Origin of the sequence: Serratia sp. CY55921 (genome assembly GCF_052167655.1) — a bacterium.
Classification (GTDB): domain Bacteria; phylum Pseudomonadota; class Gammaproteobacteria; order Enterobacterales; family Enterobacteriaceae; genus Serratia; species Serratia ureilytica.
Window position 1 is genome coordinate 1,822,805 of record NZ_JBJNMU010000001.1, and the last position, 12,422, is coordinate 1,835,226.

General features: G+C 58.7%; 11 protein-coding genes and 1 tRNA gene. 7 read left to right on the forward strand and 5 right to left on the reverse strand.

Annotated elements, in window-relative coordinates; translation table 11 throughout:
- The first annotated feature begins 133 nt into the window (after positions 1 to 133).
- Together ACJ8M3_RS08875 and ACJ8M3_RS08880 are read left to right on the forward strand one after the other, a co-directional pair.
- Positions 134 to 1,855, forward strand: a complete 1,722-nt coding sequence (locus ACJ8M3_RS08875) for a potassium/proton antiporter (protein ID WP_004927894.1) — start codon at positions 134 to 136, stop codon at positions 1,853 to 1,855.
- Positions 1,856 to 2,098: 243 nt separating this feature from the next.
- Entirely contained in the window at positions 2,099 to 2,227 is a 129-nt protein-coding gene (locus ACJ8M3_RS08880) for a hypothetical protein (protein ID WP_033642652.1), read from the forward strand.
- A 60-nt stretch (positions 2,228 to 2,287) separates the two neighbouring features.
- Here ACJ8M3_RS08880 and ACJ8M3_RS08885 read toward each other — a convergent pair whose 3' ends face one another.
- From ACJ8M3_RS08885 to cho, 5 genes are all read right to left on the reverse strand, one after another.
- Entirely contained in the window at positions 2,288 to 2,419 is a 132-nt protein-coding gene (locus tag ACJ8M3_RS08885) for a hypothetical protein (protein ID WP_015377413.1), read from the reverse strand.
- A 69-nt stretch (positions 2,420 to 2,488) separates the two neighbouring features.
- Positions 2,489 to 2,992 carry a YlaC family protein gene (locus ACJ8M3_RS08890; protein WP_033642651.1) on the reverse strand — a complete coding sequence of 168 codons (504 nt, stop codon included), beginning with the start codon at positions 2,990 to 2,992 and terminating at the stop codon, positions 2,489 to 2,491.
- Positions 2,993 to 3,115: 123 nt separating this feature from the next.
- The gene (locus tag ACJ8M3_RS08895; protein WP_347882766.1) at positions 3,116 to 3,415 is read right to left on the reverse strand and encodes a sigma-S stabilization anti-adapter protein IraP; all 300 of its coding nucleotides are present in this window, start codon (positions 3,413 to 3,415) and stop codon (positions 3,116 to 3,118) included.
- A 186-nt stretch (positions 3,416 to 3,601) separates the two neighbouring features.
- Positions 3,602 to 3,698, reverse strand: a tRNA-OTHER gene (locus ACJ8M3_RS08900).
- A 112-nt stretch (positions 3,699 to 3,810) separates the two neighbouring features.
- On the reverse strand, positions 3,811 to 4,659 hold the full coding sequence (gene cho, locus ACJ8M3_RS08905) for an excinuclease Cho (RefSeq protein WP_046688459.1): 849 nt from the start codon (positions 4,657 to 4,659) through the stop codon (positions 3,811 to 3,813).
- 216 nt (positions 4,660 to 4,875) lie between these two features.
- Between cho and ACJ8M3_RS08910 the strand changes: the two genes are divergently transcribed.
- The 5 genes from ACJ8M3_RS08910 (at position 4,876) to ACJ8M3_RS08930 (ending at position 12,328) form a co-directional block, all read left to right on the forward strand.
- Positions 4,876 to 6,081 (forward strand): efflux RND transporter periplasmic adaptor subunit, encoded by a 1,206-nt coding sequence (locus ACJ8M3_RS08910; RefSeq protein WP_080376434.1) that lies wholly within the window; start codon positions 4,876 to 4,878, stop codon positions 6,079 to 6,081.
- Positions 6,078 to 8,015: a MacB family efflux pump subunit gene (locus ACJ8M3_RS08915; protein WP_047571986.1), complete on the forward strand. Its 1,938-nt coding sequence runs from the start codon at positions 6,078 to 6,080 to the stop codon at positions 8,013 to 8,015. The genes ACJ8M3_RS08910 and ACJ8M3_RS08915 overlap by 4 nt, the downstream gene beginning before the upstream one ends.
- Before the next feature lie 3 nt (positions 8,016 to 8,018).
- Positions 8,019 to 9,386, forward strand: coding sequence for a TolC family protein (locus ACJ8M3_RS08920; RefSeq protein ID WP_347882765.1), 1,368 nt, complete (start codon positions 8,019 to 8,021; stop codon positions 9,384 to 9,386).
- Between the two features lie 414 nt (positions 9,387 to 9,800).
- A complete protein-coding gene (gene proP / locus ACJ8M3_RS08925) occupies positions 9,801 to 11,303 on the forward strand; it encodes a glycine betaine/L-proline transporter ProP (protein WP_025302375.1) in 1,503 nt (500 codons plus the stop codon).
- Between the two features lie 98 nt (positions 11,304 to 11,401).
- Entirely contained in the window at positions 11,402 to 12,328 is a 927-nt protein-coding gene (locus ACJ8M3_RS08930; RefSeq protein WP_089196913.1) for a LysR family transcriptional regulator, read from the forward strand.
- Positions 12,329 to 12,422: the final 94 nt, after the last annotated feature.

Sequence of the window (12,422 nt, forward strand, 5' to 3'; positions counted from 1 at the left end):
TAGTTTAATCGCACCAAAGGGTAATAATTGATCGATTGTTTTCGCAATCAGCCTTGGCGTTTTACCCACTAAACACGTTATCATCGAAATACGCGCAGAGTCCCCTATCCCCCAGCCTCAGGAGAACGATATTTTGGATGCCAGCACCATTAACAGCTTGTTCGTCATCGGTGCCGTGCTGGTGGGGGCAAGCATTCTGCTCAGCTCATTTTCTTCCCGGCTCGGCATTCCGATCCTGGTGATCTTCCTGGCGATCGGCATGCTGGCCGGCGTTGACGGCCCCGGTGGCATCGTCTTCAGCAATTACCCGGTCGCTTATCTGGTCAGCAACCTCGCGTTGGCGGTGATCCTGCTCGACGGCGGCATGCGCACCCGGGTCAGCTCGTTCCGCGTGGCCCTGTGGCCGGCACTGTCTCTCGCCACCGTCGGCGTGGTGATCACCGCCGGGCTGACCGGCATGGCCGCCGCCTGGCTGTTCAATCTCGATCTGTTGCAGGGGTTGCTGATCGGCGCCATCATCGGTTCTACCGACGCCGCCGCGGTATTTTCGCTGCTGGGCGGCAAAGGCCTGAACGAACGCGTCAGCGCCACGCTGGAGATCGAGTCCGGCAGCAACGATCCTATGGCGGTATTTCTCACCATCACGCTGATTGCGATGATCGCCGCCGGTGAAACCGCGCTGAGCTGGACCTTCCCGCTGCATCTGATGCAGCAGTTCGGCATGGGCATCGTCTTCGGTCTCGGCGGCGGCTGGCTGCTGCTGACGCTGATTAACCACATCAAGCTGGCGGACGGCCTCTACCCGCTGCTGGCGGTGAGCGGCGGCATTCTTATTTTCGCGCTGACCACCGCGCTGGACGGCAGCGGCATTCTGGCGGTGTACCTGTGCGGCCTGCTGCTGGGCAACCGTCCAATTCGCAACCGTCACGGCATCGTGCAAACCTTCGATGGCCTGGCATGGCTCAGCCAGATCGGCATGTTCCTGGTGCTCGGCCTGCTGCTCAATCCGCATGAGCTGTTGCCGATCGCCATCCCTGCCCTACTGCTGTCGCTGTGGATGATCCTGTTCGCACGCCCGCTGTCGGTGTTTATCGGCCTGCTGCCGTTCCGCAGCTTTACCCTGCGCGAACGCGGCTTTATTTCCTGGGTTGGCCTGCGCGGCGCGGTACCGGTGATCCTGGCGGTGTTCCCGATGATGGCCGGGCTGCCCAACGCCCAGCTGTTCTTTAACGTGGCGTTCTTCGTGGTGCTGGTCTCCCTGCTGCTGCAAGGCACCACGCTGTCGTTCGCCGCCAAAAAGGCCAAGGTGATCGTGCCGCCGGCGCTGACGCCGATCTCCCGCGTTGGGCTGGACGTGCACCCGGAAAACCAGTGGGAACAGTTTGTGTATCAGCTTTCGGCGGAAAACTGGTGCGTCGGTGCCGCGCTGCGCGAGCTGAAAATGCCGCCCAATACCCGCATCGCCGCCCTGTTCCGCGGCAAAGAGCTGCTGCACCCTAGCGGCAGTACCCGGCTGCGCGAGAACGATATCCTGTGCGTTATCGGCCATGAGCACGATCTGCCGATCCTCGGCAAACTGTTTAGCCAAGCGCCGGCCGTGACGCTCGACGAACGCTTCTTCGGCGACTTTATCCTGCAATCCGACGCCCGTTTAAGCGACATCTCGCAGGTTTATGGCCTCAATCTGCAAGACGATGTCGACGAGCAACAGACGCTGGGGCAGTTCGTCATTCAGCTGATCGGCGGTGAACCGGTGATCGGCGACCAGGTGGAGTGGGACGGCCTGACCTGGACCATTGCCGAAATGGAGGGCAATCAGGTCAGCAAGATAGGCGTCAGGATCGTGACCGACTAACGCGGCCGCGATATCAGATGAGGGAACTTCTGGCCTTAAGAACGTTCTTAATCACTATCATGATGCATGAAGTACGGCGTCGCTGAATTATATCCGTTTGATATAAAAACAATTTAACAGCGGCGCCAACGGGGATTAGGGATGTGAACGGCAAGACTCGATTTCTTTCGGTGATGATGATCATGGCGCTGGGCGTAGCGGCGCTCGATCTCAGCATCGCCGGTTTGGTCCATAGACTTTTAATTGGATAATTTCAACGTGACGCAGCGGGAACAAGAAAAAGACATTCTGGGGAAAATACTGGTGACGGTGTCCGCGCTTTGCCTGATTCTGGTGGCGGCGTTCCTCATCTGGGGATTCATGCTGGACTGATGCCGAGGACGCTCAGAGATAAAAAAAACCGCCGCGGCGGTTTTTTTATGGGTCAGGCGATCAGATCTTGCAACCTTCGCAGTCCGCTTCGTCTTCGAGGAATTCAGGGACCTCTTTTACCTTCTGCGCCGCTTTTTCTTCGGCTTTCGCCAGTTCGGCATCGATATCAAAATCGAAAATATCATCACTCATCGCTTGGTCCTCATTCTGCTTCGCGTTCAAACGCTGAGTATAATCGACAAGCCACCGGCCGGAAACCTTTCAGTTTGCCGCCGCCAGCTGCGGTGGCTCATCCTGAGGCTTTTTTCCGTAGGCCATGTCGTACACGTCGTAGAAGTCGATTTCGCCCTTGTTGCCGATGATGACTCTCATCTTCTGTTTCAGCGCGGCGCCGATGGACGGCTCATCCAGCAGTTGCTGCACCGCATAAGGCGACAGCGCGCGGGTGAAGTACCACTCGCCGTTATAGCACACCCGCAGATCCAGCACCCCGATGTCTTCAAAGCGGTAGACCGGCCGGATCTCTATCAGCAGCATGGCGAACATGAACAGCACAAAGGCGGTGAAGCCGAGGAAGGCATACATCCCCATGTACGGCACCTGATACATCACGGCGATCACCGCGAAGTAACCGGCGAACATGGCAAGGCACAAATAGCGGTGAGTGCGGGCGAATTCGCTGTTGAAGCGCGGCTTGCCGTCGCGCCCTTCGCGCCGATTGATCTGTTCAATCTCTTTAACCAAGATGCTTTTAATCGCGTCCATCGTTACAACCTTATGCTGGAAACAGCATTGCCATCAAATCTCACCGCTAAAAGTAACACAAGTACAGTTTTGCCGGGTAGATCAGTTAACCAACTTAATGGCGGCAACTGTTATAGTTCGGCTTCAGCGCGGTTGAGCGGCTTTGCCTTGCGCAAACATGAACATGCGCTGGGCGACGTCGTCGGCCTGTTTGATTTTCTGCTTTTGCGGTTCGTTGCTGCGTTGAATGGCGCGGGCGTAGGCGATTTCATGGGCCTGATCGATCATCGCGATGATGCGATCACGTTCAGTCTTCTCCATATTGCCCAACATGGTGGTGATAATCGCCTGGTAAGCGTTGGACGCGGCGGTCAGCACCTTCTCTCTCGCCTCGAGGGCGGCGACGCGTTGCAAGAGTTCCTGCAGTTGCTCGGAGTGGGACATATCGACCTCCTGTTGCCGGGCAGCAAGCCTGCCTGATTACAGTTTAGCAAAGGATCGAGAGAGAAAGAGGAAGGAAAGCCAGCGGTTACGGTAAAGCACACCCGAAAATCCCAACGAGGAGCCGATAGTGCAAATCAACCCGGGTGCGCTTTACGATAAGCGCGATGAGATGAAGTGAAAGAAAGCTGGCGCGCTATGCAGGACTCGAACCCGCGTCTATCAATTTTCAAGCCAAAACAAGCCATTATAAAACCAATCACTCTGCCAACTGAGTTAATAGCGCGTTCCTTCGCTTCGGGGCGTTATTATCCATAACAACATTATGGACTCAAGCTTTTTTAGCATAATGCCCTGATTTTACGGATAAGTCTTAGGTTATCGCCAGCGTTATGGCCTTATGGCAGCTCAATAATCGGGTAATCGCCGGCGATAAGCGGCTTGCACAAAATCTTGTAGCCATCGCTGTCGAAATGGCTGGCCGCGCTCTGTAGCCGCTCCGCCTGCGCCAGATTGCCGACCGAGCCCAGATAAAACCAATTGTGGATCACATGGTACTGACGCAGCGTCTCGCCCTGCTCCTCCAGCGCCACGCGCCCGGCGAACGGCCAACAGGTGATACGCAGCTGCTCAAGCGCCGCGCTGAGCCGCAGCGCATGCTCCTGCGCCGACTCCACGCCACAGCAGGCGCCCGCGCACTTGCGCAGGCTGTAGCGGAAACAGGCTCGCCCCGCCGGCAGCTTGTCGATCCCCAGCTTGCCGTAACATAAACGATGCTCGTCGGCGATGGCGCGCAGCTTTTCCAACGCGGCGTGGCGATTGGCAAACAGCCCGTAGAGATGGGGCGTGACGGCGAAGTCGATCTCTTTGGCGTGAGCAATCGTCACCGCATCAGCCTGCAAGCGCAGCGCGCACAGCTGTTTCGAGCGCCGCAGACGTTTGTTGAACAACGGCTGTTGTTGTTTGATCAACTGCGCCTCCAGCAGCAATGCGCCCAACTCACCGGCGGTCTCGATAAAGCTGATGCGTCGGGTTTGGCGCAGCATTTTAGCCTCGTCCTGCGCGCGAAAGTGCGCCATCACCCGGCTGCGTATATTGACGCTTTTACCGATGTAAAGCGGCAGGCTCTCGCTTTGACCGTGAAACACATACACGCCCGGCCCTTTAGGCAACGGCGTCAGGCAGGCGCGCAGGTGCTCCGGGTATTGATAAATGTCGAGTTCTGGCTCGAGGCGGTTTGGCATCATGGCGGTGGCATTATCCTGCTGATGAATGAATACTGGTTTTTTACCCAGTATAACGCCCAACGCAGCCGGTTGCACACCCGGCGGATAATAACTCACCGTGATCTTTAACGGGAAAGCCTTTACTATCCCCTTTCCAGCGGGAAAGCGCCTCACGTTTAGCGCCAGTTCAAGCTGGCGCTGCCATGATGGCAGACTGGAACCGCCGCTTTTATCGTTATGGAAAACCTGGGTATGTCATCACTGAAACTCCCCTCCCGCCGTCTGGCGTTGATCGCCGCCATCGTTTTCATCGCCGTCGCCGTCGCGCTGGCCATCTTTTGGCAACGCCCGCCGCAGCAGGATTACGTTACCGCGCCGGCCCGCCTGGGCGATATCGAAAACGCCGTGCTGGCCACCGGGCGGCTGGATGCCATCGAACGCGTCAACGTCGGCGCCCGCGTCTCCGGCGAAGTCAAATCGCTGAAGGTCAAGCTGGGCGATCGCGTCACCAAAGGGCAACCGATCGCCGACATCGACGATCTGCAACAGCGCAACGATCTGCGCAACGCCGAAGCGGCGCTGAACGTAGTCAAAGCCAATATGTTAGCCAAACAGGCCTTGCTGAAACAGGCGGAGTCGCGTTTCAAACGCCAGCGCCGCATGCTGAACGACGAAGCCAGTTCTCGGGAAGACTTCGAGACCGCCGAAGCCTCGCTCGCCACCACTCGCGCCGATCTGCAGGCGCTCAATGCGCAGTTGGTGCAATCGCAGATCGAAGTCGAGAAGAAAAAAATCGATCTGGGCTATACCCGCGTGGTTGCGCCGATGGACGGCATTGTTATCGCCGTGGTCACGCAGCAGGGACAAACGGTCAACTCCAGCCAAAGTGCGCCGACCATCGTCAAGCTGGCGCGGCTGGATATGATGACCATCAAGGCGCAGATCTCCGAAGCCGACATCACCCGCATTTCGCCGGGACAAAAGGCTTACTTCACTATTTTCTCCGATCCGGATAAACGCTACGACGCCACGCTGCGCACTATCGAGCTGGCACCGGAATCGGTGATGAAAGACGACTCGCTCGCCGGCACCAGCTCCGCTTCCGGCTCCGGCACCTCGAACGCCTCGGTCTATTACAACGCGCTGCTGGACGTGCCAAACCCGGAAAACCGCCTGCGCATCGCCATGACCGCGCAGGTGTCCTTGCTGCTCGGCGACGCGAAGAACACCCTGCTGGTGCCGATCCAGGCGGTGCATAAAATCGGTGGCAAAGAGCAGCAGGTGCAGGTGCTGACCCAGGACCAGCGGTTGGAAACGCGCAAAGTGACCACCGGCATCACCAACAATGTCGACATTCAGATCCTCAGCGGCCTGAAAGCCGGTGAAACCGTGGTGCTGTCGCAGCCCGCCGCCAAATCGGCTGAGGATGGCATCTTCCTGTGAACGCGATCATCGAACTAAAAGGCATCAGCCGAACGTACACCAACGGCGGTCAAGCGTTAACGGTGTTGAAAGACATCGATCTGACCATCGCCGCCGGCGAGCTGGTGGCGATCATCGGCGCCTCCGGCTCCGGTAAATCGACGCTGATGAACATCATGGGCTGCCTCGACGTGCCGGATCGCGGCGATTACTACATCAGCGGCCAAAACGCCGCCCACCTGTCGCCGGACGAATTGGCCCGCCTGCGCCGCGAACATATCGGTTTTATCTTCCAGCGCTATCACCTGATGCCCGATCTCAGCGCGCTGGGCAACGTCGAAATCCCGGCCATCTACGCCAACGCCCGGCGCGATCAGCGTCGGCAGCGGGCGGCGCAATTGCTGGCGCGGTTGGGGCTTGAGGGACGCGAAGACCACAAGCCCGGCCAGCTTTCCGGCGGCCAACAGCAGCGCGTCAGCATCGCCCGCTCCCTGATCAACGGCGGTGAGATCATCCTGGCGGACGAACCGACCGGCGCGCTGGACACCCAATCCGGCCAGGAAGTGCTGGCGATCCTGAGCGAACTGAATCAGCGCGGCCATACCGTGGTGATCGTCACCCACGATATGAAAGTGGCGCAACATGCGCAGCGCGTCATCGAACTGCAAGACGGCAAGATCATCGCTGACAGCGGCCGCAAGTCGGCGTCCGGCCCATCGTTGCCGCCGCCGCACCGCAGCCGGCAAAGCGGCTGGCAACGCCTGATTGACCGCACCCGCGAATCGCTGCACATGGCGCTGAAAGCGATGAACGCTCATCGTCTGCGCACCGCGCTGACCATGACCGGCATCATCTTCGGCATCGCCGCCGTGGTCACGGTAGTGGCGCTGGGCGAAGGCGCCAAACAGCGCACGCTGGAAAACCTCAAAGATCTCGGCACTAACGTGGTAAGCATCTATCCGGGCCGCGATTTCTTCGACGACGCCATCGACAGCATCCGCACCCTGGTGCCGGCCGATGCCGACGCGCTGGCGCAGCAAAGCTTCGTCGACAGCGTCAGCCCGGAAGTAGACGCTTCCGACAGCATCCGTTTTCGCAGCAAATCCGCCACCGCCTCGATCACCGGCGTCGGGCGCGACTATTTCCGCGTTAACGGCGTCGAGCTGTTACAAGGCGTGACTTTCCGCGACGATCGTAATGCGCTGCAGGAAGTGATCATCGACGACAATGCGCGCCAGGCGCTGTTCGGCGATTTCGGCGTCGAGCCGCTCGGCCAAATCGTGTTTCTCGGCTCGGTGCCGGCCCGGGTGATCGGTGTGGCGAAAAGCAATCGCAACTACGCGCCCAATCGCATCACTGTTTGGATGCCCTACAGCACGGTGATGTATCGCATGGTAGGCAAACCGACGCTCAGCGGCATCACCGTTCGGCTAAAGGACAATGTCGCCAGCGAATCGGCCGTCACCGCTATCACACAGCTGTTGACCCAACGCCATGGCGTAAAAGATTTCCGTTTGTACAACTTCGATAAAATCCGAAAGTCCATCGAACGCACGTCAATGACTTTTAGCCTGCTGATCCTGATGGTGGCGTCCATCGCGCTGGTGATCGGCAGCCTGGGCGTGATGAACATCATGCTGGTCTCGGTGACCGAACGCACCCACGAAATCGGCGTGCGCATGGCGGTCGGCGCGCGGCGCAGCGACATCATGCAACAGTTCATGATAGAGGCGGTGCTGGTCTGTCTGATCGGCGGCGCTTTGGGCATCGCGCTATCATTCGCCGCCGGGTCGCTGTTCACCTCGCTGGCGGGCGGCATGTTCACCGCCATCTATTCCTGGCAAGCCGCCGCCACGGCATTTTTCTGTTCAACCTTAATCGGCATGATCTTCGGTTATCTCCCCGCCCGCAAAGCGGCAAGGATGGATCCGGTCGTTTCATTGGCCAGCGAGTAACCCATGAAAATTTTATCTCCCCTGGCGTTAAGCCTCGCCGCCCTGCTCACCGCCGGCTGCGGCAATGCCCTGAAAAGCGACTACCGGGCGCCGCAGGTCAACTATCCTGCGGGGTGGCAATACGCTGCCGACAACGCCGCGCCGACGCCGTTCGACTGGCGCGATTTCCACGATCCCGAGCTCGATCGTTGGCTGCAACAGGTGATGGCGAGCAATAACGATCTGGCCGCCGCCGTGCTGCGCGTTTACCGCGCGCGGCTCGAGGCGGAACGCGTCGGCATCAGCACCGCGCCCGGCGTCAGCGCCTCATTAGGCAGCGGCATTAATCGCCCGCTGTCCGAGTCCTCCGCGTGGAATAAAACCAGCAACGCGTCGCTCACCACCAGCTATGAGGTCGATCTGTGGGGCAAGCTGGCACGCCAGCGCGACGCGGCCGAGTGGAGCAGCCAGGCTTCCGTGCAGGATCTGCAGGCGGCGCGCCTGAAGCTGTTGGCCGACGCCGCCACCAACTACTGGCGCATCGGTTTTCTCAATCAACAAATCAGCGTCAGCCAGGCGAGCATCGCCTATGCCAAAACGACGCTGCGGCTGGCCAACGCCCGTTATCAGGCCGGCAGCATCTCGGCGCTGGACGTAGTGAATGCGGAACAAAACTTGCTGACTCAGGAACGCAGCCTGGTGGCGTTACAACACGATCGTCAACAGGCGCTGAACGAACAGGCGGTGCTGCTGGGCGCGCCATCAGGCCAGGCCACCATCGCGCCCGCGCGCCTGCCGACGACGGCGATGCCGCAGATCAACACCGGCATTCCCGCCAGCGTCCTGAGCCGTCGCCCGGATCTCAGCGCTCAAGAGCTGCGGTTGCGCGCCGCCCTGGCCAACGTCGATGAAAAACGTCTGCAATACTATCCCGCGTTCAGCCTGACCGGTTCACTGGGCGCCAGCAGCAGCGCGCTGCTGGAATTCCTGCGCAACCCGACGGGCAGCCTCAGCGCCGGCCTGACGCTGCCGTTCCTGCAGTGGCGGCAAATGCGCGTGGAGATCAAGATCGCCCGCAACGACTATGAACAGCAAGTTCTGGCCTTCAAGCAGGCGCTGTACAAAGCGATGGGCGATGTGAACAACGCGCTGTCACTGCGCACGCAGCTGCTGGCGCAGGAGACGCAGTTGCGCGCCTCATTGGCGTTGGCGCGTAAATCGGAGCGGTTGAACGAGGTGCGTTACCGACAGGGCGCCGTCACCATTACCGACTGGCTGAACGCTCAGGAACAACGCCGTCAGGCGGAACTGGCGGTGGATGAGAACCGCTTCGCGCAGTACCAGAATCTGGCGAAAATCTATCTCGAATTCGGCGGTTCATCGGCGCCGTAATCTCACCGGCCTGGCCACCTGGCCAGGCGTTTTTTTAGCGGCGAACACATCAATTTTTCCTGTTTTATCTCCCGTATTCTCTATACTGGAAACACCATCAATCAGCCGAAAAATCGCCAGATCGCACAATTATCAGACCATTCTCGCACCAAATCGGTGCAAACACTTAAGTTAAACTGCTGGATTTGATCGCCGCAAGATATAACGTTAAGCTATAGATGCAAAATAATTAGTCACCTAAATGACATAACATCGGCATGAGCGACGCTATTTTGTGATCCACATCTCAACTTAAATGTGGATAATGAATCGTCTTGAACCGCGATTCGATTAGCCGATTTGATAACTCGAAAACAACAGTGAACGGAGATTACGCTTTCACGAACAACGAATAATTCATTAAGGGATGATTATATGAAGTTAAGAAAAAAACGACATAAACCGATGCACATTAACGACATCACCATCATCGATGACAGCAAACTCAAGAAGGCCATTACCGCCGCGGCCCTCGGCAACGCAATGGAGTGGTTCGACTTCGGCGTATACGGCTTTGTCGCCTATGCGCTTGGCCAGGTCTTCTTCCCCGGCGCCTCTCCCGGCGTGCAAATGATCGCCGCACTGGCGACCTTCTCCGTCCCCTTCCTGGTGCGTCCGCTCGGCGGTCTGTTCTTCGGCGCCATGGGCGACAAGTTCGGCCGTCAAAAAGTGCTCTCGGTCACCATTATCATCATGGCGGTCAGCACCTTCTGTATCGGCCTGATCCCGTCCTATGCGTCGATCGGCATCTGGGCGCCGATCCTGCTGCTGCTGGCCAAACTGGCGCAAGGCTTCTCCGTCGGCGGTGAATATTCCGGTGCGGCGATCTTCGTCGCCGAATACTCACCGGACCGCAAACGCGGCTTTATGGGCAGCTGGCTGGACTTCGGCTCCATCGCCGGCTTTGTGATGGGCGCAGGCGTAGTGGTGCTGATCTCCAGTATCGTCGGCGAAGCCAACTTCCTCGACTGGGGCTGGCGTATCCCGTTCTTCATCGCCGCGCCGCTGGGCCTGATCGGTCTCTACCTGCGCCATGCGCTGGAAGAAACCCCGGCGTTCCAGCAGCACGTGGACAAGATGGAGAAAGAGGATCGCAACGCCATCGAGAATCCGCCAAAGACCTCGTTCAAAGAGATCGCGGCCAAACACTGGAAAAGTTTGCTGGTGTGCGTGGGTATCGTGATTTCCACCAACGTGACCTATTACATGCTGCTGACTTACATGCCGAGCTACCTGTCGCATAACCTGCACTACTCGGAAGATCACGGCGTTCTGATCATCATCGCCATCATGATCGGCATGCTGTTCGTGCAGCCGGTGATCGGCCTGACCAGTGACCGCATCGGCCGTAAGCCGTTTATCATCGGCGGCAGCATCGGCCTGTTGGCGTTGGCGATCCCGTGCTTCATTCTGATCAACAGCAACGTCATCGGCCTGATTTTCGTCGGCCTGCTGGTGCTGGCGGTGCTGCTCAACTCCTTCACCGGGGTGATGGCCTCCATCCTGCCGGCGATGTTCCCGACGCACATCCGCTACAGCGCGCTGGCGATTTCGTTCAACATTTCGGTACTGATCGCCGGTGCGACGCCGACCGTTGCCGCCTGGCTGGTGGAAGCGACCGGCAACCTGTACATGCCGGCCTACTACCTGATGGTTGTTGCGGTGATCGGTCTTATCACCGGTCTGTACATGAAAGAAACCGCCAACAAGCCGCTACGTGGCGCGACGCCGGCCGCCTCTGACCGCTCCGAGGCAAAAGAGCTACTGCAGGAAACCTACGACAACATCGAACAGAAAGTCGAGGACATCAACGCGCAGATCGCCGAACTGGAAAAGAAAAAACAGATCCTGATCGACCAGCACCCCAAACTGGACTGATTCGCACTGACAAGCAAAAACCACCCGCCCGGGTGGTTTTTTTTGCCTGGCGTGCACAGAGTGGTAACTTGACCCGGCGGATGCCGAAGGAGAGATGAATGAATCAGTTTCAGGAGATGGCGACCTATATCGCCGTGGTCGAGGCCGCCAACATCAGCGCCGCCGCCCGCCGCTTGGGCACCACCAAGTCGGTGGTCAGCAGACGCATCCAGCAGTTGGAGACGCGCCTTGGGACTGTGCTGTTCGAACGCGGGAAAACGCTTGGGCTGACCGACGCCGGCCATCTGTTCTATCAGCGCGCCGTTCTCATATTAAGCGAAGTGAGCGATGCCGAAGAGTCGGTGCGAACACTGCACGGCCAACTGCAGGGCCCATTGCGGTTAACCGCGCCGATGGCGTTCAGCATCCGCTATCTGGCGCCGCTGTTATCCGCCTTTATGGAACAATACCCGAACCTCAATCTGGACGTGGAGTACAGCGATCGCCTGGCCAATCTGAATCAGGAAAATTTCGACGTCGCCATCCGTATCGGCGCCTTGGCGGATTCCGACCTGATCGCGCAGCGCATCTGCGCCAACCGTCACTTGATTTGCGCCAGCCCAACCTATCTTGCGCGTCAAGGCACGCCGACGCACCCGCAACACCTGCAACAGCATCAGGGGTTGCTGTATATTCACCGCGAGCCGACCGGCATGCTGCAACTCCCCATCGAAGGCGAGATCCGATCGTTTCGTATCGGCAAACGCCTGCGCACCGATAATGCTTTTCACCTGCTGGCGGCGGCGAAAGCTGGTTTGGGCCTCGCCATCCTGCCCGCATTTATCGCCGCCGACGCGATACGCGCAGGGGAACTGCGCATTGTGCTGGCCGCCTATTCACCCGACGGCGGCGACATTTCCGCCGTCTATCGCCGTTCAAAACGGGCATCCCCCAAGATCAAGGCGCTGGTGGACTTTCTGAGCGAGCACATTGGCCCTACGCCCAGCTGGGAAACCGCGCTGTCCCCTTTCCTGACGTCAACCTGAAAGGTTCGCAGAACGCGAACGGCAGGTTCGAATTTCGCCCGCTTGTCGCTTTTATCTCCGGGTTTTAGTCTGCAGAACACACCTTCCGCCCGCT

Bases quoted from the DNA above. Each gene is read 5' to 3' on its own strand.
- cho (WP_046688459.1), bottom strand. From the start codon at position 4,659: ATGATGCCAAACCGCCTCGAGCCAGAACTCGACATTTATCAATACCCG.
- ACJ8M3_RS08885 (WP_015377413.1), bottom strand. From the start codon at position 2,419: ATGAGTGATGATATTTTCGATTTTGATATCGATGCCGAACTGGCGAAA.
- ACJ8M3_RS08920 (WP_347882765.1), top strand. From the start codon at position 8,019: ATGAAAATTTTATCTCCCCTGGCGTTAAGCCTCGCCGCCCTGCTCACC.
- proP (WP_025302375.1), top strand. From the start codon at position 9,801: ATGAAGTTAAGAAAAAAACGACATAAACCGATGCACATTAACGACATC.
- ACJ8M3_RS08930 (WP_089196913.1), top strand. From the start codon at position 11,402: ATGAATCAGTTTCAGGAGATGGCGACCTATATCGCCGTGGTCGAGGCC.
- ACJ8M3_RS08890 (WP_033642651.1), bottom strand. From the start codon at position 2,992: ATGGACGCGATTAAAAGCATCTTGGTTAAAGAGATTGAACAGATCAAT.
- ACJ8M3_RS08895 (WP_347882766.1), bottom strand. From the start codon at position 3,415: ATGTCCCACTCCGAGCAACTGCAGGAACTCTTGCAACGCGTCGCCGCC.
- ACJ8M3_RS08910 (WP_080376434.1), top strand. From the start codon at position 4,876: ATGGAAAACCTGGGTATGTCATCACTGAAACTCCCCTCCCGCCGTCTG.